The sequence below is a fragment of the Paraburkholderia sp. RL18-101-BIB-B genome, from assembly GCF_046026985.1.
Taxonomy (GTDB): Bacteria; Pseudomonadota; Gammaproteobacteria; order Burkholderiales; family Burkholderiaceae; genus Paraburkholderia.
In genome coordinates, this window is the sequence record NZ_JARESV010000020.1 from 99,133 (window position 1) to 123,127 (window position 23,995).

The 23,995-nt window shown below is 59.8% G+C and carries 21 protein-coding genes and 1 riboswitch; of the genes, 11 read left to right on the plus strand and 10 right to left on the minus strand.

Going from position 1 to position 23,995, the window contains the following annotated elements:
* Positions 1–73: 73 nt before the first annotated feature.
* A complete protein-coding gene (locus P0D73_RS25930; protein WP_408433316.1) occupies positions 74–460 on the minus strand; it encodes a hypothetical protein in 387 nt (128 codons plus the stop codon).
* A gap of 190 nt (positions 461–650) precedes the next feature.
* Positions 651–1,241, minus strand: coding sequence for a TMEM165/GDT1 family protein (locus tag P0D73_RS25935; RefSeq protein ID WP_132374566.1), 591 nt, complete (start codon positions 1,239–1,241; stop codon positions 651–653).
* Between the two features lie 9 nt (positions 1,242–1,250).
* Positions 1,251–1,433, minus strand: a riboswitch (yybP-ykoY riboswitch).
* A 490-nt stretch (positions 1,434–1,923) separates the two neighbouring features.
* Between P0D73_RS25935 and P0D73_RS25940 the strand changes: the two genes are divergently transcribed.
* On the plus strand, positions 1,924–4,155 hold the full coding sequence (locus P0D73_RS25940; protein ID WP_408433318.1) for a TonB-dependent receptor: 2,232 nt from the start codon (positions 1,924–1,926) through the stop codon (positions 4,153–4,155).
* A 238-nt stretch (positions 4,156–4,393) separates the two neighbouring features.
* On the opposite strand, the gene andR is transcribed toward P0D73_RS25940, so the two are convergent.
* Positions 4,394–5,353 (minus strand): anthranilate 1,2-dioxygenase regulatory protein AndR, encoded by a 960-nt coding sequence (gene andR, locus P0D73_RS25945; protein ID WP_408176838.1) that lies wholly within the window; start codon positions 5,351–5,353, stop codon positions 4,394–4,396.
* A gap of 203 nt (positions 5,354–5,556) precedes the next feature.
* Here andR and andAc point away from each other — a divergent pair, with 203 nt between their 5' ends.
* From andAc to P0D73_RS25965, 4 genes are read left to right on the plus strand one after another with little or no spacing between them, the layout of a single operon-like run.
* Complete coding sequence (gene andAc, locus P0D73_RS25950; RefSeq protein WP_408433375.1) at positions 5,557–6,828, plus strand: anthranilate 1,2-dioxygenase large subunit AndAc; 1,272 nt, start codon at positions 5,557–5,559, stop codon at positions 6,826–6,828.
* 18 nt (positions 6,829–6,846) lie between these two features.
* Positions 6,847–7,323 (plus strand): anthranilate 1,2-dioxygenase small subunit AndAd, encoded by a 477-nt coding sequence (gene andAd, locus P0D73_RS25955; RefSeq protein WP_408433320.1) that lies wholly within the window; start codon positions 6,847–6,849, stop codon positions 7,321–7,323.
* 12 nt (positions 7,324–7,335) lie between these two features.
* Entirely contained in the window at positions 7,336–7,665 is a 330-nt protein-coding gene (gene andAb / locus P0D73_RS25960) for an anthranilate 1,2-dioxygenase ferredoxin subunit AndAb (RefSeq protein WP_408433322.1), read from the plus strand.
* A 27-nt stretch (positions 7,666–7,692) separates the two neighbouring features.
* On the plus strand, positions 7,693–8,901 hold the full coding sequence (locus P0D73_RS25965; protein ID WP_408433324.1) for an NAD(P)/FAD-dependent oxidoreductase: 1,209 nt from the start codon (positions 7,693–7,695) through the stop codon (positions 8,899–8,901).
* Positions 8,902–9,169: 268 nt separating this feature from the next.
* Here P0D73_RS25965 and P0D73_RS25970 read toward each other — a convergent pair whose 3' ends face one another.
* From P0D73_RS25970 to P0D73_RS25980, 3 genes are read right to left on the minus strand one after another with little or no spacing between them, the layout of a single operon-like run.
* Positions 9,170–9,559 (minus strand): CDGSH iron-sulfur domain-containing protein, encoded by a 390-nt coding sequence (locus P0D73_RS25970; protein ID WP_408311694.1) that lies wholly within the window; start codon positions 9,557–9,559, stop codon positions 9,170–9,172.
* Positions 9,459–9,707 carry a CDGSH iron-sulfur domain-containing protein gene (locus P0D73_RS25975; RefSeq protein WP_408311525.1) on the minus strand — a complete coding sequence of 83 codons (249 nt, stop codon included), beginning with the start codon at positions 9,705–9,707 and terminating at the stop codon, positions 9,459–9,461. Before P0D73_RS25975 ends, P0D73_RS25970 begins: the two co-directional genes overlap by 101 nt.
* Positions 9,708–9,752: 45 nt before the next feature.
* The gene (locus tag P0D73_RS25980; RefSeq protein ID WP_408311528.1) at positions 9,753–10,271 is read right to left on the minus strand and encodes a flavin reductase family protein; all 519 of its coding nucleotides are present in this window, start codon (positions 10,269–10,271) and stop codon (positions 9,753–9,755) included.
* A 318-nt stretch (positions 10,272–10,589) separates the two neighbouring features.
* On the opposite strand from P0D73_RS25980, the gene P0D73_RS25985 reads away from it, so the two are divergent.
* Both P0D73_RS25985 and P0D73_RS25990 read left to right on the plus strand, forming a co-directional pair.
* Positions 10,590–11,477, plus strand: a complete 888-nt coding sequence (locus P0D73_RS25985) for a LysR family transcriptional regulator (protein WP_408176845.1) — start codon at positions 10,590–10,592, stop codon at positions 11,475–11,477.
* A 356-nt stretch (positions 11,478–11,833) separates the two neighbouring features.
* Positions 11,834–12,913 carry a porin gene (locus P0D73_RS25990; protein WP_408433326.1) on the plus strand — a complete coding sequence of 360 codons (1,080 nt, stop codon included), beginning with the start codon at positions 11,834–11,836 and terminating at the stop codon, positions 12,911–12,913.
* An 83-nt stretch (positions 12,914–12,996) separates the two neighbouring features.
* Here P0D73_RS25990 and P0D73_RS25995 read toward each other — a convergent pair whose 3' ends face one another.
* Positions 12,997–13,371 carry a cupin domain-containing protein gene (locus P0D73_RS25995; RefSeq protein WP_408176847.1) on the minus strand — a complete coding sequence of 125 codons (375 nt, stop codon included), beginning with the start codon at positions 13,369–13,371 and terminating at the stop codon, positions 12,997–12,999.
* A gap of 129 nt (positions 13,372–13,500) precedes the next feature.
* Entirely contained in the window at positions 13,501–14,730 is a 1,230-nt protein-coding gene (locus tag P0D73_RS26000) for an MFS transporter (RefSeq protein ID WP_408433328.1), read from the minus strand.
* A gap of 449 nt (positions 14,731–15,179) precedes the next feature.
* Here P0D73_RS26000 and P0D73_RS26005 point away from each other — a divergent pair, with 449 nt between their 5' ends.
* Complete coding sequence (locus P0D73_RS26005) at positions 15,180–17,558, plus strand: putative bifunctional diguanylate cyclase/phosphodiesterase (protein WP_408433330.1); 2,379 nt, start codon at positions 15,180–15,182, stop codon at positions 17,556–17,558.
* 32 nt (positions 17,559–17,590) lie between these two features.
* On the opposite strand, the gene P0D73_RS26010 is transcribed toward P0D73_RS26005, so the two are convergent.
* Complete coding sequence (locus P0D73_RS26010) at positions 17,591–18,331, minus strand: hypothetical protein (protein WP_408433332.1); 741 nt, start codon at positions 18,329–18,331, stop codon at positions 17,591–17,593.
* A 389-nt stretch (positions 18,332–18,720) separates the two neighbouring features.
* On the opposite strand from P0D73_RS26010, the gene P0D73_RS26015 reads away from it, so the two are divergent.
* The 3 genes from P0D73_RS26015 to ilvD all read left to right on the plus strand — a co-directional run bounded on the left by P0D73_RS26015 (position 18,721) and on the right by ilvD (position 22,666).
* Positions 18,721–19,503, plus strand: coding sequence for an anti-sigma factor family protein (locus P0D73_RS26015; protein WP_408433334.1), 783 nt, complete (start codon positions 18,721–18,723; stop codon positions 19,501–19,503).
* Positions 19,504–19,523: 20 nt separating this feature from the next.
* Positions 19,524–20,531 (plus strand): DUF1571 domain-containing protein, encoded by a 1,008-nt coding sequence (locus P0D73_RS26020; protein ID WP_165923840.1) that lies wholly within the window; start codon positions 19,524–19,526, stop codon positions 20,529–20,531.
* 272 nt (positions 20,532–20,803) lie between these two features.
* On the plus strand, positions 20,804–22,666 hold the full coding sequence (gene ilvD / locus P0D73_RS26025; RefSeq protein WP_408291281.1) for a dihydroxy-acid dehydratase: 1,863 nt from the start codon (positions 20,804–20,806) through the stop codon (positions 22,664–22,666).
* Between the two features lie 49 nt (positions 22,667–22,715).
* On the opposite strand, the gene P0D73_RS26030 is transcribed toward ilvD, so the two are convergent.
* Complete coding sequence (locus P0D73_RS26030) at positions 22,716–23,921, minus strand: tyrosine-type recombinase/integrase (protein ID WP_408291283.1); 1,206 nt, start codon at positions 23,919–23,921, stop codon at positions 22,716–22,718.
* Positions 23,922–23,995: the final 74 nt, after the last annotated feature.

A 23,995-nucleotide genomic window follows, 5' to 3' on the forward strand; every position in this document is an offset into this window, starting at 1 on the left:
CCGGAACGGCCGCGTGCCGCAATGCCAGTAGGCTTGCCGGTCAATCAAGTGGATGTGGTCAGAGACCTCGGCGTCAACGCTCTGCCGACGGCGCTGAATAGCGCCACTTGCTTGCGTTTGAATCGATGCGGGCGTCATTGACGCGTCGTTTTTCCGCCCGTGCACGATCCGCCTGTTCGAGGGAGAGTGCTTGTGCCTGACGCGACAGAGCATATTCGCTCACGTTTCCAGACGTACGTGCTGCAATTTTGATTTGTGATCGCATGATGATTCCAGAACAAGGGACACTGAGTGCGACCCATGTACTGACTGTATACCCATCGCCCGATGCAAGCACGATTTCCTTTACAAAGGTGAAAACCGGAACGGTAGGGCTGCTTTTTTCTCGAACGCACAACGGCACGCCGGAAATCTTCGGCAACACATCCTTTCGCGTGTTTTTGCAAAAGGTGTTCATCAAAACAGTGCCCGCGAGGCAGTGCGGGCACTTTGACTCTTTAGCGTTCGTCAGAGCGTGTTTATCAGCCGTGCTGAAGTAACTCGTCCAACATCGCAGGCAACAGACGTCGGGGCCGGCTCTGTGATCTTCGAGGGCATCTCAGGCGACCGCGGACGGCACGACCTCGATCATACAAAAGCAACCCTTCGACCTAGAACAGCGGGTGCTCGTGCGGATACAGCGCCGTCCTGAGGGCAAAGCCACCGAGGACAACGAAGATGACGGCGGCCAGAATGTGGACCGCCTTGGTTGGCAGACGGTCGGCGAACTTGTGCCCCAGGTAGATGACGGGCACGTTTGCCAGCATCATGCCGAGCGTGGTGCCGGCGACCACCCCGAAGAACTCGTGAAATCGCGCAGCCAGAGCGATCGTTACGATCTGCGTCTTGTCACCCATTTCGGCCAGAAAGAACGTTAGAGCCGTGGTGCCGAACACACCCATCGGATGCCTGGTCGACACCGCCTCGGCACCGTCGAGCTTGTCGGGAATCAGAATCCAGACGGCCATGACGGCAAATGATGCGACGACCGCCCAGTTCAGGATCGTGGGGCTCAGAACGCTCGCAAGCCATGCCCCCAACGCGCCGGACGCCGCATGATTGACGAGCGTTGCGACAAAGACGCCGAGAATAATCGGAATGGGCTTGCGATATCTGGCAGCCAGCACCAAGGACAGCAGTTGGGTCTTGTCGCCGATTTCGGCTAGGCCGACCACGCTGGTCGAAACGAGGAACGATTGCATAGGTTGTGGGCCGGGCCGCGCAATAAGTACGCGATGACGCGCATTCCGGCGACCCGGTCAGGTCGGAATGCGAGTCATCGGTCTTGCCAGGCATAGTGCTGTGCACGCCATGGCGGTCTGTCGACCACCAAGTATGTTGACGGGCACCCTCGAACATTGCGGTCGAGGCGGCTACTCCCCAATGAGAGGGGCGATTCTACAGTGTCCTGGCCCGGTAACGCAAATCGTCAGCTTTCCGAAAGCGGGTGCGTCGAGATGGACCGGCGTGAGGTTACGAATGCGGAATCTGGCAGACGGAGGCAAGGGCGCCAGGTAAGGGCGAGCATCGGGGCCGTTATAACCGACTGTAATGGCTGGCGTTCGTCCAGCGGGAATAAAAATCCGACCGATACCGTTCACAGGGAGCCGTCATGGTTCCCTTTCGCTTTGTCCGCCAGACGCGGGCAAGAGCGGGCGACGAGTTGCAACGGCACGAAGTGGACTTCCACGGCAGATTCCGTCGACGGGGGTCTCAGCCTTGAATAACCGGAAGAAAAATCAGATTTTTTATGAATATAAATCGTAATGATTTGCATTCTGAAGAGGGCTTTCTATGCGGACGCGCTTGCGTTGGCAGCCGGTACGTAGAGGCGCAAGCAGGGTCGCGAACCGGCAACAGACAAATGAGACAGGAGAATGAAACGTGAAGAAAGTGGATGTCCGAAGGTTTGGGAAAAGGGCGAGCGTGGGACTGACCAGTTCACTTATTGCACTGACGCTGGCGCATTCTGCTGCGGCACAGGACTCACTGCCATCGGGCGGCGAACAGGACGGTGTCGCCGACGCGCCGACACTGCCGCCCGTACAGGTTCGCGCGGCAACACCCGGGCAAGTCGTTCAGGACGATAACGTGAACGACCCCGACCAGGTTGCCGCCGTAAGCAAGACAGGAACCGCGCTCAAGGATTTGCCGGCAAGCGTGCAGGTGATCCCGCGCGCGCTGATGACCGAGCAGGGCGCGACGATGCTTCGGCAAGGCGTCAGCAACGCCAGCGGTGTGAATGTCGGTGGTCAGGATACGAAGGGCTATTACGACCATTTTCTGATTCGCGGCCTGAACGCGCAGATCTACAACGACGGATTCTCCGACGGAGACCTTTTGGGCGGCATCTCGCATTCGTTGAACGGCGTCGAGCGCATCGAGATTCTGGAAGGCCCGGGGTCGGCGCTGTTCGGCAGTGGCCCGCCGGGAGGCACGATCAATATCGTCCACTACACGCCATCTTCCGACTTCCACTACGGCGGCAATATACAGTCGGGCTCGTTTGGCACGATCTCCGGTAGCGGCTACGTGACGGGACCAACAGGAATATCTGGGTTGAACTATCGGGTCGATGCAACCGTATCGCGTTCCGATGGATTCCGCGACCTGGCGAGCCGTGACGAGGAAATCAGACCCGCCTTCGAATGGAAGCTCGACAATCACAAGATCAATTTCTCACTCGATGCGCGCGACATTCACGAAACGCCTGACTCGTATGGTCTGATCTATTTTCATGGCTCACCCATCACGAACGTATCAATCGATTCGAAGTATTCGACGCCCTTTGCGTTCGCACGCGGCAACTACGTCCGCCCGACGCTCACCGACGAGTGGAAGGTCAATGACTTTCTGACCATCAATAACCGCTTCTCGTATTTGCACCAAAGCCTCGATGTGCTCGGCAATGGCGATAGCACGAGTACGAAGGTGAGCGGCAGTGAAGTGGTCGGCCGGCAGCTACGGCAGCAGGATGATTCGGATAACAGTTTCGACTATCAGCTGGAGCCGGTGTGGCGGTTTGGGACCGGCAGCGTCAAACACACGCTGCTCACGGGATTCGAATATCAGCATCAGACGATCGATACTGAGCGTACCACGGCGGATCTGCCGAACATACCGAACGCATTCGCTCCTGTGCCACCAGAGACGTCGCTCGCCGGGCTGGCGTTTCTTTGCGACGCGAAGCATTCGTGTGATAACGATCACCTGGTTGCAAATTACTACAGCGTTTATGCAACCGATCAGATCGACGTGACCGACAAGCTGAAAGTTCGCGCGGGCGTGCGCAAGGACTGGTGGGACACGTCGCTCACGCCGAATATCACGGTGCCTGGCCGCTTCGACACAGAAGGGCAGCCGCTGGTTGCCGGGGTGACCGACTCACGCAACGATGCGCCGGTGAGCTGGAACATTGGCGTGCTGTACAAGGCACTGCCGTGGATGTCGCCGTACTTTGGCGTGTCGAAGAGTCATCTCGCCAACTTCAACTCCGAAAACACGCAAAATGGAATCGGCGCTCCGGAATCTGCCTTGCAATACGAGGCGGGCATCAAGTTCTCGTTTCTCGACGACCGGTATGTTCTGAATACGGCGTTGTTCGACGTGGAGCGCGATAACGTGGCTGCGCTGACCACGATCAACAATGTGGAAAGCGTCGTCTTCGACAGTCAGAGGACGAAGGGCGCCGAGGCGTCTCTTGACGCAAGCATTACCTCGCAGTGGCACGTCGTCGCCAATTTCACGGCGCAAGACGCGAAGATCACCGACAATCCGCAAGGGGTGGCGTCGGTGGGCAATCATCCGCAAGGCGCGCCTGCATACATTGCGAACCTCTGGACCACATACGACTTTTCCATCGCGGGCCTGCCGGGGTTTCATGTCGGCGCCGGTGTCAACTATGTCAGCAAGACCTATAGCGACATCACGAACGTCAATTCCATTCCGTCGTATGTGATTGCGAATGCCGCGCTTGGCTATGAAACGCGCCGGTGGGGCGTCGACCTCAACATTCACAATCTCACGGATCGGCGCTACTTCATTGCTGCAAATGCTGCCGGAGCGTATGTCGGCGAATCGTTGAGTGCGTTTGTGAACCTTCACGCCAATTTTTGAGCCTTGTGAGTTGTCGGCCGGTGAAGTCGCGGGCGCTCAACTGGATTCATGAATAGACGTTGAGACAGTGACGCGGTTTGCGTCACCAGTCACGTTCGCGGTCGCGAGCGGTCACCCGGATTAGCTCACGGGTGACCGCCGCAAGGACTGGAGAAAGCCTTCCTCGCGCCGAGTAGTCAGTCGGAACCTGGGGCGGCACTGATCCTTGCGACCGCCACGACCTTTATCATCCCTGGAGTTACATCCGCCGCGCGAGCGTATCGGACGGTGATTCGCCGAATCGTTTCCTGTACTCGATCGAAAATCGCCCTAAGTGCATGAAGCCGCAATCCAGAGCGACGTCTGAGACATAGACGCCGGCTGTCGCTTCACGAAGAATCTTGTGCGCCTTGTCGAGACGTATTTGTCGTAGATACTGCGTGGGACTGATGCCCCGGAACTGTTGGAAGCCATCACGCAGTGTCCGCTCGGCCAACCCTAGCGCCATTGCCATATCCGGCAGTCTCAAGACCTCTCCGCAATGTTCGCGCATGTAATCCTCGGCCCGCTTGACGAAGCCTGGCGACGCCGTCCGACGATTCGGCTCAGGCGCCGCGGTTGTGTGACCTGGCGTCAGCAACTCCAGCAGTAGTCGACCCATTTGCCTGCCAACGCCATCATTTTTTCGAGCCAGATCGAGCAGAGCCGAGGAATTGGCAATCAGATTGAGTTGCTGCATCCAGCCTCCAAGTGCCGGGCTGTCGACGTGAATGTGCGAGCCGAGGCCGAGGCGCGCGGACCACGCTTGAGTGCCTGGCAGATCAGTGTCAATGCGCAGAATGAACTGCTCGCAATCCGGCGAAAGAACGGCGTCGAACGGCTCGCCCGCCGCACATAGCACCGCGTTCGACTGATCCACGCAGACAGTTCGCCCTCTTGTCCGTACTTTCGCCTGACCGGTGACGCAAAACATCAACAGGTGATAGCCGTCAACCGCTTCGACATCAACGCGCATCGCGGTTCCGAACGCAATGGTGCCGATCCCGACGCCGCCGAGCCTGACAAAGTCCATATGCGAGAGGCCAGCCTTTGCGCCAGAGGGCACGAGAAGGTGGGGCTGCATCACACGGGAGATGCGCTCACGCGTTTCATCGAGATCAGCGGATTCGAAGAGTCTGAATTCGCGCAAGGCCGGCGCGCTAAACGGAGACGTGAGCATGACTAACCGATAGGTAAGTGCTGCAATGATTCAACTGTGGAAGTGTGGCTTAAAAATGGCCACGGCGAAACACGATTCACCCTTCCCGACGAAACGTGCCGAAAATGGATAGCGCATCCAGTTCTCACCGGAAACGGATAGCGAATGCTTTTTGGCAGCGTCAGCATACCTCCATGGCGATATTCCAAACATGGAGAAGCATGATGCAAACGACTGAGATACTCCTGCGGCCAGCCGCCGAACTGGACGATGATTTCGTCAGATTTCCGCACACTGACGGCTCGCGTGTCCCGTACAAGGTGTTCAGCTCTCAAGCGGTATTCGAACGGGAGCAGGCACGGATTTTCCGCGGCCGGACATGGAACTTTGTGGCCCTCGATGCTGAGATTCCGAATATCGGCGACTTCAAGAGCACGTTCGTTGGCGATACGCCGGTTGTCGTTACCCGCATGGAAGGCGGCGTGGTTGCTGCGTGGGTCAATCGCTGCGCGCATCGAGGTGCGATGGTTTGTCGGAAGGCGCGCGGCAACGCGACGTCGCACACCTGCGTCTATCACCAGTGGAGTTTTGACAACGGCGGCAATCTGCTTGGTGTTCCGTTTCGCCGCGGGCAGAAAGGCATGTCCGGGATGCCCGCGGACTTCGATCCGAAGGCGCACAGTCTGAAGCAACTGCGTGTCGAGACCTATCGCGGCCTCGTATTCGCCACGTTCAGCGACGAAGTGGCTCCGTTGCCGGAATACCTTGGCAACGAAATGCGCCCGTGGATCGACCGCATCTTCCACAAGCCCATCGAATATCTCGGTTGCACGCGCCAGTTCTCCAGATCGAACTGGAAGCTCTACATGGAGAACGTGAAGGATCCGTACCACGCGAGCATGCTGCATCTCTTTCACACCACCTTCAACATCTTCCGCGTGGGCATGAAGGCGCGCTCGATCCCGGATGCGAATCATGGCCTGCACAGCATCATTACGGTGACGAAAACAGAGGACGACACGTCGAGCGCGTACAAGCAGCAAAACATCCGCTCGTTCGACGAGGGCTTCGCGCTCGAAGATGATTCGATTCTTGCGCTCGTTTCCGAATTCGAAGAAGACACAACCAATCACATCCAGCCGATTTTCCCGCAACTGGTGATCCAGCAGATTCATAACACGCTGGTTGCACGTCAATTGCTGGCGAAGGGGCCGGACAGCTTCGAGCTGATTTTCCACTTCTTCGGCTATACGGACGACACCCCCGAAATGCGTGCGCTGCGCATCAAGCAGGCCAACCTCGTCGGGCCGGCGGGGTACATCTCGATGGAGGATACGGAGGCCACCGAACTCGTGCAGCAAGGTACGGTGCGCGACGCCGACGCGACCTCGGTCATCGAGATGTCGCGTGGAAATCCCGATCAGCAGGACACGGTCATTACGGAAAGCCTGATCCGCAAATTCTGGGTCGGCTATCAGAAGCTCATGGGTTATTGAATCAAGGGGTGTCGAGAGATGGAACAGGAAACACAACTGTGGATTGACCTCCATATGCTGCAAAGCCGCTACGTCAACGCGCTGGACAATGATCGGCTCGAAGCCTGGCCCGACTTCTTCGTCGAGGACTGCCTGTACGAGATCGTTCCCCGCGAGAACGACGACGCCGGCTTGCCAATCGGCATCATTCACTGCACGAATCAGCGCATGTTGCGCGATCGGGTCGTGTCGCTGCGTAACGCAAACATCTTCGAAGAGCACTCCTATCGTCATATGACGTCCGGCTTGACGGTCCTCGAGCAATCCGCAGATGAAGTACGCACGGAGAGCAGTTACGTCGTCATTCAAACGCTGACAAACGGTGAGTCGTTCGTCTACCAGGCGGGTCGTTATCTTGACCGCGTGGTTCGGACGCCCGAGGGCTGGCGCTACGCTGAAAAGCGTGTGATCTACGACACGTCGCGGGTACGGACGCTGCTCGCAACGCCGATCTGAATGGGGGTTTGAATGTCGGAAATTATGCAGTGGGTTGACGTGGGCGCGACGAGTGACTTTGCGGCGGACGAGCCGGCTCAGGTTGCCGTCGGCGCGCATCCGGTAGCGGTGTTCCGCGCCGATGGCGAATGGTTTGCCCTGCACGACCTGTGCTCTCATGGTCATGCGCGCCTGTCGGAGGGATTCGTCGAGAACGGCTGCGTCGAATGCCCGCTTCACCAGGGGCTGATTGACCTGCGTACGGGTGCACCGTGCTCTGCTCCGATTACCGAACCGGTTCGCAAGTATCCGATTCGGGTGGTCAATGGTCGAGTGGAAATCGGCAGTAGCGGAACAGAGTGACGGTCGGGCAACTGCGGGAGCTGAGCTATGCAGAATCAAAATCTTGTTATTGTCGGTGGCGGTCAAGCCGGCCGCAGGGCGGCGGAAGTGTTGCGCGAGCGCGCGCCCGACGCGCGCATCTGCATTATTGGTGATGAAACCCATCTGCCGTATGACCGGCCGTCGCTTTCGAAGGATGCGCTGCTCGACGCAGAGCGGGAGCGGCATGCGTTCATTCGAAACGTCGACTACTACCGCAGCCAGCGCATTGAAGTGCGGCTGGGGCTGACAGTCACGGCGATCAATCGCGCGGATCGTTTGCTCACCTTGAGCGATGGTTCGGAGATCGCTTACGACCGTCTTCTGCTGGCGACCGGATCGCGTGTCCGCAAATTGCAAGGTGGTCCCGTGCATTACCTGCGCACGCTCGACGACGCCCGGAATCTGAGAATGCGGCTCGCACAAGGGGCGCGAGTCGTGATCGTGGGAGGCGGATTCATTGGACTGGAGGTCGCGGCAACCGCCATCAGCCGAGGATGCGCAGTGACGCTCGTCGAACCGGCTGACCGGCTGCTCAAGCGCTCGATGCCGCCGGAAGTCAGCGAGTTCATGCGACAACTCCACGTTAGTCGCGGCGTGGAATTTCGCCTTGGAGCGCAGGTCACGGATATCCGGCAGGCGCTCGACGGTTCGGTGCGCGTTGCAACTAGCGAAGGTGAACTGTTCGCGGACGTAGTCGTGGCCGGCATTGGTGTAGTGCCGAACACGGAGCTGGCTCAGCAGGCCGGACTCGAGGTTAGAGATGGCATCGTGGTCAACGACGAATGCCGCACATCCGACCCAGACATTTTCGCTGCCGGCGAGGTCACGCAGCACTTCGTCACCTCGATCGGACGTCACGTGCGTGTCGAATCCTGGCAGGTCGCGGAGAAGCAGCCGGCAGTGGCGGCCGCCAACATGCTCGGTGCGACCGAGCGCTATGATGAAACGCCGTGGCTTTGGTCGGATCAATACGACTGTAATGTGCAATCGCTTGGCACTTTCGAAGGTGCTCATACGGTGGTCCTGCGCGGTGCGATTTCCGATGGCACTTTCAGCATGATCGGCCTCAATGACGCCGGCAATGTACGGGCCGCGGTAACGGTCAACAATGGCAAGGACATGGCCATATTCGTAAGAATGGTCGCTGGTGGTCCGGTAGACGCGAATCAGTTGGCCGATACGTCCGTCTCGCTTCGTTCGCTGCTCAAGCGATAGCTGCCTGCGGTGTTTCTCGCGAGGCCGATCTTGCGGAATGCAAGGTTGGCCTCTTTTCGCTCTCATTGTCCGCGAACGAAATTATTGTGTGTAGTCTGGGGGAATGCGGATCGTGTGCGGTAGGCGGCCAGTGCTGCGACTGGCTCTCCACTTGATGCAGGCTCGGTCATTTCGAGCGTGGCCGCCGCAGACGGCGATAGCGAGTTCAAAGCTCGAGGCAGAATCTAGTCCACCGGATCGCCGTCAGTAAGCTCGAGAACGCCTTGGTTCAGCCAGGGTTCGATTCACCCACATGCTCGTTCGGAGCAGGCGGACTGGTTTCCGTTCGAACTGGTGCGGCGGCCGCGGCGCATCCCGACCACCGTTGCGCCCGATGCGCACCATCGCAATAGGGCTTGCTCTCCGAGTGCCCGCATCGACAGAGACTGAAGATGCCACTGTTCGGAAAGCGATTGCCCAACGCGTCGACGATTTCAAACTCGCCGACCAGATGAAGCGGGCCGGCGTCCATGATTTGACCTTTGACGATAGACATAGCAGTGCCAAGTGGAACCTGATTATTGCGGAGCGACGCTGGTATTCGACGTCGGAGCGGAGCCGGCTTCGCTTTGCGGTGCTCTCGGAGAGCTCGCGAAGCCGGCAGTCTCGTGCGATGCATCACAGAACGGTAGCCGCGTTGACAGGCCGCATCGGCATAACGTGTAGACCTTGCGAGCGCGTACGATCTGCCCGTTGTCATCCACAAGTTCGAAGTCGCCCGTCAGTTGCATGGGACCGTTGTCTACTATTTGAACCCTGTTCGTCATGGAGAATGTCCGCTGTGTCGTAGTAAGTGACGTCGCTTGCCGCTATCAATCGGATTTACCGACGGCTTGCAGGTCCGGATGGACGGCTTCCACCGGCTGACCCAGCGAATAGAAAGCCCCGCGATTGCAAACTAGCGGTCGATCATCCGTGCGGTGAATCTGCAATGCTTCGCCAACCAGAATGGTGTGGTCACCGCCTTCGTATGCGGCCCAGCGGCGGCATAGAAACCAGCCCATGGTCCCGGTGAGAATAGGCGTGTCCGCGATCCATTCATGCGGAGGATCCCAGCGCTCGGGTATCCGGTTAGCGAAGTAGTGGCCGTGAAAGCCCTGATTTTCAGCCAGAATGTTGATTGCGTAATAGTTGTCGCTCGACAGAAACGCATGCGACTTCGCAGTCTTCGCGATACTGACTGCTACCAGCTGGGGGTCGATTGAAACGGCTGCAAATGAACTCGCGGTCATAGCGTGCATGCCGCCCTGGCCGTCAGGCATGGAAACGACGGTGACGCCCGTCGTAAAGGCTCGGAGTCCTTTGCGGAACTCTTCGGGATCGATCTTCAACACTAGCCTCGTAGGTGGGGTTTGTGGGAACGCGCGCCTGCATACGCTGGTCAAGTCCTATCGTTGCACTCGCCGGTCGCGATATCAAGACGAAGCCGTGAAACGTCACGTTCCATGCGGGGAACAAGGTGGCGAGCGAATGCAGATGCGAACGGTTGAGCAGCGCTCTCAAAGAGTGCTGGAAATCCCGGTTTGACAGATATTTTTGTCACCGCTACAAGTCGATAGGTAAGGAATGAACTGCAGTTTGCCGAGTGGAAAGCATTTTGTTGCAATCGGGAACGGCGTCAGCATCAACGGTTCGGCATCCAGAAACCTATGATTGAACTCATCGACATTCGCGTATTTTCGAAACTCTCCGAGTTGATGAGCTTCAGTGCGGTAGCCCGGGTGCTGGCGATGCCGAAATCTTCAGTCAGCCGGTCTCTGTCGCGGCTTGAGGAGCATCTGGGCGTGGCGCTGATTATCCGGTCCAATCGCAAGGTGGCGTTAACGGATACCGGTCTGCTGTTCGCCGAGTCCGCAAAGAAGATACTAGACGACGTAGAAGAGGCGGAGGAGAAGGTCGGGCAAGTGCGGCTGACCCCACGAGGACTTCTGCGGGTCAGCTCGCCAGTGACGCCCGGGCAATTCATGATCGCGCCGCTGGTCCCAGCCTATCTCGCGGCCTATCCGGATGTCCAGGTGTCCCTGGAGCTCACCAGCAATAAGATGGAGCCGCTAACGGACGAAATGGATGTCGTCATTCGGACCGGCACACTGGAAGACTCCAGACTGATTGCAAGAAGACTGGGGAGTGCCCGGCTGGTCCTGGTTTCAACTCCTGCTTATCTCCGCAAGAGCGGCACACCTGAGTCGCCGGAAGATCTTCCGGCCCATTTTCTCCTCGACATTGCCGACGGCCCGTCCGAGTGGCGCTTGCGTCGAGCCGAGGAGTTGTCGACCGTCGGCGTCCATCCGCGCTTCTTTGCCAATGACACGAGCACACTCCGGACAGTCTTGTTGTCCGGATCGGGATTGGCCTGGTTGCCTGATTATCTGTGTCGTCAAGACATCGCAGATGGCAGATTGGTGCGCGTGATGCCGGATTGGGAAAGAGGCGAGCGGGAGATCAACGCGGTCTTTCCGCGGCACCGAACACTGTCGCCAAAAGTACGGTCATTCGTGGACTTTCTGGCCACTCATTTCAGCAGCGAAACGCGGTAGATCTCGCTGCGCTGACCTCCTTCCCCGAGAGGGGAATCCATTCGCTTCGGCGCTCCACGAGTGAAACGTCGCGCCTCGTCTCCACGCGAAATCTGAACGCCGGCTGATCCGCGCACTGGCGTCCTGCGGTGCAAGAAATCTTTTACCGAATCCCATAGGCACGTTCTCGCTAACACCGTGAAAACCCGGATGACCAGATTCGGAATGTGGTGTTCCAGTCCGGAGCCTTGTGCGCTGAATAATGGCTGGGCACTTTTGAGTCATTGCACGGAGCATGGTACGGCCAACTCAATCAATAGAACGTGCCGTCACGCAAGCAGCGATTTTGTGAAACTCATCGGTACAAGGGGACAAAAGTGAAGTCATGGTTCTATCCAGGCGTTGCAGCTGTTGTTGCAACGGCCACACCCATCGCGCACGCGCAGAGTTCCGTTACATTGTACGGAATCCTTGACGTTGGGATTCAATACACCACGAATCAAGGTGGTCACCATAGTGTGCAGGAGGCCAGCAGCATGATGCGTGGAGACCGATGGGGTCTTCAAGGCCGTGAGGATCTTGGCGGTGGGCTCAGGGCGGTATTCAGGCTCGAAAGCGGGTTTTCGTTGAATAACGGCGTGCTGGGGCAGAGCACAGCGACTGCTCAGAGAATATTCGGTCGCTACGCCTATGTCGGACTGGCAAACGACAAGGTGCAGGTGCTATTCGGACGACAGCCCGATTTCATGCTGGACTACCTGCAGACCACGGCGAATTCCTGGTACGGCACATCGCTGGAATTTCACCCCGCAATCAACGCCAATTTCTTTGGGAACAACGGCAGCAATCCCTCGCTTGATCGCATTGGTGGAGGTGAAGTCGACAGCTCAGTGAAGGCGACGTGGAGCCCTGTGGAGTCGCTCCACTTCGGCGCGATGTACGGGTTCGGCGATGCGCCCGGAATCGGATCGCCCAATAGTACGCAAAGCTATGGCGCGACATGGACGACGACCGGTGCGCTTTTGGGCGCCGTCTACACGACACGGAAGGACAATCTGACGCCAGGCACGCTGCGTACGCTAGGTGTGGGCGGCACGGCATCTTTCGGCGATTTCATCTTCAATGCGCTCTACACCAATTCGAGATGGACGCTTACCGGCGACGTGGCCGACATCTTCGATGTCGGTGTCCGGTACAACATCACGCCGTTCCAGGTTGTCGGAGCGGAATACACATTCCTCGACAAGAACAATGGTCCGAAAAATGTCTTCTACGCAAGTATTCGCAGCACATATGGCGTGATCTACGACTACAAATTCAGCAAGGCCACGGATATCTACGTGACCTACGTCTTCCAGCATGCGACGGGTGGGCGTCAGGCTCAGCTATTCGGAATGTCACTTAGCTCGAGTTCCGCGCAGGGCGTCGCGGCAATCGGCCTGCGCCACTACTTCTAGAGACGGTGGCCGCTGCGGACTGAAGACCGCAGCGGCCTGTCTGGGCGCCACGCCCAATCGCCAGCCCCCTCAAACGATCGACCTCAGGTGGTTTCCACCGCCTGCTGCTTGCGGATGCGAGGCGGGTCATAAATGCTAAGCAACATCAACCAGCCCTCGCCAATATTTCGGATCGCATGCACCACGCCGCGCGGAATCCGCACGACTGATCCTGGTTTGACCTGAAAACACTTATCGGCGATGTCAATTTCGCCTTCGCCGTCGAGGATGTAAAACGCGTGGTTATCCTGATCAATATGCAATGGCGAATATCCGCCTGGAGCCACCTTCGCAATATCGATGTTGTAGGCATCGGTGTATTCGGTGCCCAGAATGTTGAAGATGAATTCGTAGCCGCGTGATCCTTCAATCTGATGCGATCTCCACGGCGTATCGAAAGTATGGGTAATGTGGTTCATTCCAGTCCTCTCTTGATGATGGTGGCGCTTTTGCCCAGGCGTGCTGGTCGGAAGTTGAAACATGGCTATTGCAACTTGAAGCGCCATGCGGGCGATGTTTGTCGCGGCATGGCGCAGGTCGCCGGATGATTATCGGCTGACGTGCTCTTTCACAAACAGCATGCAGATCGCGCCCAGCAGCGGGCCCACTGCGAGCGCGGCAAAGGCCATCTGAAATGAGTGGCTAGCCTGAAACACGAGACCTACGACAGCCGGCGACATCGCCGAGCCCGACTGCCAGACCGCATTCGCGATGCCGGCGGCAGAGCCAGCCCGATTGATGCCGCTCTGTTCGGCAACCAGCGTCACCAGCAGCGGGCTGTAGACGAATGCGCCGATACCGACGAACGGAGCCGCGAGACGAAATGCATCGATATCTGAAAGCTGGCCGAACGCCAGCAGAACCACAAAGAAGAAGAGAAACGACGCGACTGTCAATGCTTTGCGGCGTCCGCCCAGTTTGTCGGAGAGCCAGCCGATCGACGGTTTGCTGACGAGCCCTGCAACCCCTGCGATCGCCACAATGAACCCTGCTTGCACCGGAACGAGGTGATGTCCTTTGACCATGAGCGAAATCGCCCATGACGCAAAGCCAAGTGTGCCCCAGAACCCGCCGCAGCCGGCGAGCGCAAGCAAAACGAAGTTGCGCGTGAGGAGGGTCCTCAGACGCAACTTTTCCGAGGTGCGTCCCGACAGATTGACGTCGGAATGGATGGAATGGTTGCGGACGATCACCGCAGTCAGGATTGCCAGTATCAGCGCGCAAATACCGAGTCCGTGATAGGTGTTGCGCCAGCCAAGCTGGGTGACGACGCCAGGCAGAACCGCGTTGGTCACGATGACCGCGATGGACGACGCGCTCATCAGCAGACCGACGGCTCTGCCGCGTTCGTGCCGGGTAAACCATGTCGAAACGAGTTTCACGCCGGCCGCGTAGTCGGCGCCCGCGGTGAGCCCCATGATGCATTGCAATACGAGCCCCACAGCTAATGATGGGGTGTACCCGAAGCAGAACGTCGCGACTGCGAGGCCGAAAAGGGAGACCGACAGGGTTGTGCGGCCACCGATCCGATCGGTCGAGACACCACCCACGACATTGGAGAGAACGTAGCCCGCGTAGAACGCCGTGACAAACACACCGAGGGCGGCAATGGGAAGCCCGAGCGACTGTCCTGCGGGAAGTGCCAGCGTTCCCCAGGCGAGGCGGCAGACCGTGCTCAGCATGAGCCCGGCCCACGCGAAAAATAGAATCACCCAGCGGAATCGGGCGGCTTCTGCTTGCTCACTACAGCCCGTTGGCGTCGGAATGGCCGCTTGCATACTGTCTCCTCGCTACGATTGTCGGCTCGCTTTCGCGAGCGGGAATGGTGTCTATGATCGTGCGAAAAGCCGGCGAACAAAATCCGTCTACGGCAAAACCATGTTCCCGGCGTGGAACGACAGCGCGAGACCTCCAGAAAATCCGGCGTGTGCCGTAAACAAGCGGTGGTCCGATAAAACGCGGGCCGGAATCAGCGTCGTTCGTCATCGACGCGATTCGGAGTCAAGGAATGAATTGAGTCACGCTCAGGGCCACGACTTCAGGATGCGCGCGTCTTCTCCCAGAAGACCGGCACCTCTGATGGCCTTCCGCCCAGCCTGCTCGAACAGATCAACCCGTCGACGTGACGTTCCACATTGGAGCAATCGTGACCAGAAAGAAAGATACCCAAAGGCGTCGTTACCTGTGGCGAGGCAATTCAGGGGCAGACCCATTGGAGCAGTCGGCATTGAATGTACCGCCGGCGCGGCGCACCGCAGTATTTGGACTGATCCTCGTTCTGCTGAGCGTGCCGCTTCTGGCCTTCTGGGGAGCCTATGAAAGCTTGAGCGCCGGTTTCGCCGCGCAAGCCGCCAACGAGGCGGATAACGCTTTCGAGGAAGCCCGCTATAGCGTCGCATGGGAGGAGTCGGCCGAACGCAAGTACTTCCTCGACCCACGTCCGGAAGTTCTGCGGGAGCACAGCGAAGCCGGCGCGGCACTGGATGCTTCGCTGAAGAAGGCGATGGTGCTTGAACCCGGCAGCAGCACGATGCTGCTCGGCCTGCTGGAGAAGCACGCGAAGTATCGATCGTTCGCGAAGCCGATGTTCAAGGCCGTCGACGATCACGACATCGCCAAAGCCAATGAGATCGACGAGGATTCCGCCGATCCGCTCTTCGACGATATCGAGCACCAGGTCCTTGCAGCAGCGGCACAGCATCGCGACGATGCGACGACGCAACTCAACCGGCTCGTTGCCGTGCAACGGATCGTTCTGATATCGACCCCGGTGGTTCTGGCGATCGGGGTGGGGCTGACGCTGCTGTTTCTGCAGATGCTGCGGCGTATTCGCAAGAACGCGGACGCGGCGGCCCAGGATGCACTACGCACGAGCGAACAGCGGCTGCAGGCGCTTGTCGCGAACACGTCGGACGCGATACTCGTTTCCGACGTCAATGGGACAGTGACTTACGAGGCGCCGACGCGAAGACCGGATCCGTTGCGGAACATGGGTCAGCTCGTCGGCACCAGTCTGCTCGGTCCGATTCATCCCACTGATCGTCCCGCGCTGGCGGATCTGTTGCAAACCGTGGCGTCGACGGCTCGATCCACGAAGTCGATCGAGATTCGCACGCGAGGCGAGGGCGATAACTGGCGCTATATTCAGCTTACTTTGACGAATCTGCTCGACGAACCGGCGGTCGGTGCGATCGTGGCAACAGCGAGCGACATCACCGAAAGAAAGAACTTCGAGGAGCAACTCGCACGAAGGGCGTTCTACGATACGCTCACCGCGTTACCGAACCGCGCACTGCTGCTCGATCGGATTGGTCAGGCCGAAGTTCGCGCGCGTCGACGCAATGCGATGATCGGCGTCGTTTTCATCGACCTGGATAACTTCAAGCGCGTCAATGACAGTCTTGGACATCACGTGGGAGACCGGCTGCTGATCGCAGCGGCCAAGCGCCTCGAAGGCTGCGTTCGTCCTTCCGATACCGTCGCGCGATTGGGCGGAGACGAGTTCGTCATCCTGCTGGAACACCTCGGCAGTGAAGCAACCAGCGAAGGCACTCTGGTCGCGGACAACATCCTTGCCCAGTTCAGTCAACCGTTCGATCTCGACAACAAGCAGTACATCGTCAGCGCGAGCGTCGGGCTCGCATTTGCGCGCGCCGGCGGTGGCCGCGGCGATGCTGAAACGTTGTTGCGGGACGCCGACGTTGCGATGTACCGGGCCAAGAACGGCGGCAAGGGCCGCTATGTGGTGTTCGAAGAGGACATGCACACCGAAGCCGTCAAGAAGCTGGAGATCGAGACGGATCTGCGTTACGCGATCGAGCATCGTGAACTACGCGTGTATTTTCAGCCCATCATGCAGCTTCAGGCGGCAGGGTTCAGTGAAATGGAAGCGCTCGTGCGGTGGCAGCACCCCACGCGAGGTTTGTTGCCGCCGTCCGAGTTCATTGCGATTGCAGAAGAAAGCGGCCTGATCATCCCGCTCGGACGATACGTGCTGGAAGAGGCTTGCCAGCAAGTCGCCCGCTGGCAGCAGGAGTTCCCAACCGAGCCGCCCCTGCAGATCAGTGTCAATCTCTCGCCCCGGCAGTTCGATGATCCCAACCTCGTTGCCGACGTGGCGGCGGCGCTGTCCAGTGCTCAGATCGGCGCAGCGGCGTTGAAACTGGAGGTCACGGAAGGTCTGATCATGCGGGATACGGCAAAGAGTATCGAGACGCTCCGAAGGCTGAAAGAGTTTGGCGTAACGATCGCAATCGACGACTTCGGTACGGGTTACTCGTCGCTAAGCTATCTTCGCAAGCTGCCGCTGGATGTGCTGAAGATCGACCGCTCCTTCGTTCAGGGCATCGGCACGAGTGCCGAGGACGACGCAATCGTTCGAGCCGTCATCTCCATGGCGCAGTCTCTTGGCTTGTCTGTCACGGCCGAGGGGATTGAAACGGATGAGCAGGCGCGGCTCCTTCGGGAATGGTCTTGCCAGGCGGGACAGGGCTATCTTTTTTCGCGACCTCTGCCGGCGGAAGAGTTCACGACTCTGTTTCGCGCGCGTTCTTCCAGCTCCAGCCGCAGCCATTTAGCGGGGGACGTCACCATGGAATTGCTCTGACTCGCGGGCGTCATGTGGCTCGACCTGTCGGGTCACATCATGCCGCCCGAGCTTCCAATGCCGCCGACCCCGGTCCCACCCGTGCTGTTATTCGGTGATACCGCAATCGGATGTGCCGCTCCCGCCGTGGCCATCAGCGCGACGGCGGCGGCGGCCGGTTCACCGTTGGCGTCGATGGCGCCGCGAGCGAGGAGGGCTTCGAGATCACTGTCCTCGCTAGGCTGACCGGCAGCGAACGTGGTGGTCAGGAAATTGGGTGCGGACAGCGTAACACCATACGTTTGCTGTAGATTCTGGACGACCGCGGCCTGCGCGGTCAGCACGTCGGTCTGATTCGCGAGCGTCTGCTGGAACTGTGTGTTCACCCCGAAGCCGGCGATCAGTCCGGTTTCATTCGTGCCGAGTTGCGCCGCCAGATACGACACCAGCAGATCCGTCTCCGGCGTGACGTTGTACGTGCCGCCGGCGAATGCAACGGAATGCAGCATCGTCACGCCGGAGGTCGCGGAGATCAGGCAGGGCATCACTGCGCCGAGCGTCGCGTGGTAGTTCCCGTTCGCATCCGCCGCAACCGACATCGAGCCCCGTACGCAGTCGATGTTGATCGTCGCGTTCGCAAGCGCCTTGCCGGTTGCCGCAGTGCCGCCGATCGAAACCATCGACGTGCTGCTGCCGCTACCACCACCGCCTCCGCAGCCGGCGACCAACGCGACGGATGCCATCAGCAGCATGCTGCCGACAGGCCGAATGAAGTGCTGCTGTCGAATGTTCATCGAAGTCTGCCGTTGGTTCGGACATGCTGTCTAAACGATCCGGTGCGACCGCCTATTCCATCTTTCGCGTAAACCTTCATGCTGAGTAGGCTTGGCGAAATTGACTCGCCTGAGCGGCGGGCGGAGCCTTGCGCCACAAATATTCACGGCTCCGCAACGGCAAACGCTCACTTCATACGATTGGAATAGAGCGCCCCCTACGGACGTTTACTCACGGTATTGACGCCGGATATTTCGAGCCCGTTCTGTGCCGGAACGTCATTCCCGGCTAGAAAGAAGGCGTTATGCCGCGGGCTCCGATTCACCGCGCGTGTGCGTGGATCTGCGACGGACGGCATTCCGTCATCGAAAGGCATCAGGGCAGGGTAGTTGCAACCTGCAAACGAGCCATGAACGACGACCGTGACCGGAGGACTCAAGACTTGGGTGGTACCGATTTGCGGCCGCTATCGGCGTTTGCCGACAATGAACTCTCCGCGTCGGAGCGCGCAGCCGCGCTCCTTTGGCTGGCGACCGACCTGGGAGCGGCCGAACGCGTGGGCGACTACCGCGCGCAAAAAGCCGCGCTGACTGCATTGTTCAGGGATCCGCGAGACGACGCGCGCTGCATCGTCGTGCGCCGCCGCTTCACGCCGTGGTGGCGGCAGGCTGGCCTCGCAGCCTCCTGCATGGCGATGGGCGTGGCGCTCGGCTCGTCATCCGGTTGGGTGTCGGCGAATTTCGCGGCCGCTCCACCCGTGTTCGCGGAGCGCGCCGACATCGCTTTCGCGGTGTACGCGCCCGAGCAACGCCACCCCGTGGAGGTCGCGGCGCTGCAACGCGATCAACTGATCAACTGGTTGTCACGGCGCCTCGATCGACAGTTGACGGTGGCTTCGCTTCGGGAATATGGGTATTCGCTGATGGGCGGCCGCCTGCTGCCCGGCGAGTCCGGGCCTGCCGCGCAATTCATGTATCAGAACACGGCAGGCGCCCGGCTCACGATGTACGTCGCAGCGGTTCCAAAGGATGCGACAGCATTCCGCCTGTTTCGTGACGGTAATCGCAGCACGTTCTACTGGGGGAGCCAGGGAACGGGCTGCGCGCTGACCGGTCAACTCTCTGAGGCGCAATTGCGACCCATGGCGATCGACGCATGCAGCATGCTAGGGCAACCCTTCAAACGCCGGTAAACCAGCCACGGATTAAACCCATGACGTTTTGCGGATTTGGCATCTCCAATCATCCGGTACGCCGGCGCACGCTGCCTGCTGCGGGATGGCGGACAATCGCGCGGACGTTGTTGCATGGGCTCGCCTTGACGTGCCTGATCGTCTCAATGGGCGCGTTCGCCCAATCGACCAGCCCGATTGCGCCGGCTTCATCCGGGACAGCGGCGGAATGCGCGAATGCTGTCGCGTCGGATACCGTGAATGCGGATATCGAGCAGTTCCGGTGTCTCCCGGCTCGCGAACAGGCAGCGTCATTGCGCACGCGGATCGAAAACCACTCGATTCTGTCCCTGACCGACGATCAGATCCTCGCCCTGATGGACGCGATGAAGCCTGAGGCCTTCGTCGAGTACGCGAAGTCCGACATGATTGCCGAAGACGCCTACGAATACAGCATGTTCCGTCAGGAGCGCATATCCGGAAGATGGCCGGAGCGCCCCGATCACATGCTTATCCGATACCAGCACAGCCCTCGAAAAGTCTACGCAAAATGGCTGCCTGATGGCGCTCATGCGGGCCAGGAGATCCTTTACGACGAAACCACGGACCCGAAAAGCATGTTCGGCCATCTGGGCGGCCGGCTGCGTCTCGTGTCGGGCAAGGTCGCCGTCGACGGCCCGTTCGCGCACGCCCAGTCCCGCCATAGCGTCCGGGATCTCGGCTTGCAGTTCATCGCGCGCACTGTCGAGCACGATGCGCGCAGCTTTCGTGAAGAGGGCCTCAGCGAAAAGCCGGGCCGCATCGAACTCATGAACGCGCACGGCACGCGATTGCTTGCGTGGACATGGACCGCTCCGTCAGGACCGCCCGCGCATTACGCGCCGCGCGTCAGACTGCTGTTCGATCTTCAGCACACCTGGCCCTGTGGCGAAGCCGCGTGGGACGAACAGGGCGGCCTGCTGGAGCTGATCCGCTTCGAAGATGTCGTGCCTCGTCAGTGGAGCGAATCCATTTTCGATCGTGGCAACCCTGAATACGGTTTCCGCTGATGCGCCGCCCGGCGGAACGTTCACGCAACCGCCACTTCCTCGCCTGCGCCGACCGTCCATTAATATCTTTTCCGACTTAATTGCACCGGAAAAATATATTGGACGTCTTAAGCGTCCTCTCGCACTATTCGTACCTTCCCAGCCGCACGCGCACGCGCGCGCCATTGCGGGCCACCCTGCGGCAATCGCCGCGCCGGTCGCCGTTCGCGATGGTGCATGTGGCGGCCTGGGCACAATTCCAATGTCGACGACCCCAATACCTGAGGACACAGATGCCTGACTATCGATCGAAAACTTCGACCCATGGCCGCAACATGGCCGGCGCACGCGCCTTGTGGCGCGCCACCGGAATGAAGGACGGTGATTTCGGCAAGCCCATTATTGCGGTGGTGAACTCGTTCACGCAGTTCGTGCCGGGCCATGTGCATCTGCGCGACCTCGGCGCATTGGTCGCGAAGGAAATCGAAGCGGCCGGCGGCGTCGCCAAGGAATTCAACACCATTGCCGTGGACGACGGCATCGCCATGGGTCACGGCGGCATGCTGTATTCGCTGCCCTCGCGCGAACTGATCGCCGACTCGGTGGAGTACATGGTCAACGCGCACTGCGCCGACGCCATGGTCTGCATCTCCAATTGCGACAAGATCACGCCGGGCATGCTGATGGCCGCCATGCGCCTGAACATCCCCGTCGTGTTCGTTTCCGGCGGTCCGATGGAAGCGGGCAAGGTCAAATCGCCGACGGATGGCCAGGTGATCGCCAAGATCGACCTGATCGACGCGATGATCAAGGCGGCCGACCCGAAGATCAGCGACGCCGAAGTGGCCGAGGTCGAGCGTAGCGCCTGCCCGACGTGCGGTTCCTGCTCGGGCATGTTCACCGCGAACTCGATGAACTGCCTGACCGAAGCGATCGGTCTGGCGCTGCCCGGCAACGGCACGATCGTCGCCACGCATGCCTGGCGCAAGGGCCTGTTCGAGCAGGCCGGCCGCCTGGTGGTGGACCTGTGCCGCCGCTACTATCAGGAAGAAGACGTGTCGGTCCTGCCGCGCAGCATCGCGAGCAAGCAGGCGTTCGAGAACGCCATGGCGCTCGACGTGGCCATGGGCGGTTCGACCAATACCGTGCTGCACCTGCTGGCAGCGGCACAGGAAGCCGGCGTCGATTTCACGATGTCCGACATCGATCGCATCTCGCGCAAGGTGCCGTGCCTGTGCAAAGCGGCGCCCGCCACCGACAAATACCATATCGAAGACGTGCATCGTGCCGGCGGCATTCTCGGCATTCTCGGCGAGCTGGCCCGCGCGGAACTGCTCGACCTGTCGTGCGGCAATGTGCATAGTGGCACGCTGGGCAACGCCATCGCCAAGTGGGACGTGGCCGGCGACGCGGGCGAAGAAGCGCAGAAATTCTTCCGCGCGGCGCCGGGCGGCATTCCGACCACCGTTGCGTTCAGCCAGGAAGCCACGTTCGCGTCGCTGGATACCGACCGCAAGACCGGCTGCATCCGTAGCAAGCAGAACGCGTATTCGAAAGACGGCGGCCTCGCCGTGCTTTACGGCAACCTCGCGGACAAGGGCTGCATCGTCAAGACCGCCGGTGTCGACGAATCGCAGTGGATCTTCTCCGGACGCGCTCGCGTCTTCGAAAGCCAGGACGACGCCGTCGAAGCCATTCTGGGCGACAAGGTTGTGGCGGGCGACGTGGTCGTGATCCGTTACGAAGGTCCCAAGGGCGGCCCCGGCATGCAGGAAATGCTTTACCCCACGTCGTATCTGAAGTCCAAGGGATTGGGTAAGACCTGCGCGCTGTTTACCGACGGCCGCTTCTCGGGTGGTTCGTCCGGGCTGGTGATCGGGCACGCGTCGCCGGAAGCTGCGGAAGGCGGCAACATCGGCCTGGTGGAAGAGGGCGATGTGATCGAGATCGACATTCCCAACCGCAAGATGCACCTGGTGGTGTCGGACGCGGAACTGGCGCGCCGTCGCGAAGCCATGGAGGCACGCGGCGACAAGGCCTGGCTGCCGGTGAATCGTGAACGCGTGGTGTCGCAAGCGTTGCAGGCCTACGCCGCGCTGGCGACCTCGGCTGATCGCGGCGCGGTGCGGGATATTTCGCAACTTAAGCGCAAGTGAGATGGGACGGCTCTGGCACCCGCTGCAGGGCGGTCAGGGCCGGCCGGATTCACTTCCCCTCAGGTTTGGAATCGTCCCAGTTCATGCGGTGGCGATCGACTGTTTCGCGATGGCGCGCATCGTCTTCGGTATGGAGGTAAAGACTGGTCGTGTTGAGTGACACGTGGCCCAGATTGTCACGGATCGTCCGCAGATCCACACCGCCGTCTGCTTGATGCGAACCCGCGGTATGTCGAAGCCAGTGCGCCGATGCTCTTTCCAGTTCGTCCGCTCGATCGGCGAACTCGGCGCCTTTGGAGCGCAACCAACTGGCGGCATTGCCAAAAATGCTCTTGATCGCGTCGTGAATGGCGGAGCGGGACAGATTCCGGTTCCGGCCTCTGAATGGAATGACCAACGGTGTTTCTTCGCTCCGGGTGGGCAGAGGCGCCAAACCATTTTCAGTTCGGTAAAGCCGCATTTCCTGAATCAGCTCAGGCGAGGCGGGGACGATGCGCTCCTTGTTCCCCTTGCCGAGCGTTTCAAGCCACCACTGATCTTTGCCGTCAGCGCCTAGCCGGCGGGAAAAGTCGCCCATTTTCCCGCCGGCGACTTCAGATATCCGCATGCCCTGAAGATAGAAAAGCGTCGTCAGCCAGCGGCTACGGGCGTAATACGCCCGCTCATCGGCAGACTCGCGCGGCAGTTGCTCGACAAACACCTTCACTTCATCCCATAGCGACGTCGACAGATAGCGCGTCACTCGGGGCGCGGAGCGTTTGGCGCGCTGTCGAAGCAGCGCCATGGGATTGCCGCGCAGATAGCCGGCGTTGACCAGCCACGTGAACATCGCGTTCAGGATGATCAGCGCCTGACGCTGGCTGGCCGGCGACAGCGGCCCATTGAACGGACGCCAGCGCTCGTCGCCGCGGGGAAATTTGCCGCCGGTGGCCGAAACCCAGCGCGCCGCCGGCTGCGGATCGACGAGAAACCCCTTGAACCGCAGCAGATCCTCATGTGTCAGCGACGACAGCGGCTTGCCGAGTTGCACGACCGCCCACAGCAGCAGCCGCTCGGCTTCCTTGCGGTAGTTGTCGAACGTCGTCTTGGTGTCGGCGTAGTTCGACAGCCACGCGCGGACGGCGTCCAGATCGTTGGTGGCCGACAGCTGTGAGCCACCGGCTGCGCCACGGTTGGTGCCGTCACGACCGTCGAGAATTTCGGGAACGACTAGCGATTCGACGGGCTGAACGGTGACGAGTTGAGCATCAGGCACGGTTTTGAAGGTTCCAAAGACGAGATTCTTGCGCGAAAAGCATTCGGCACATCATACGCGACATTATAGTACTA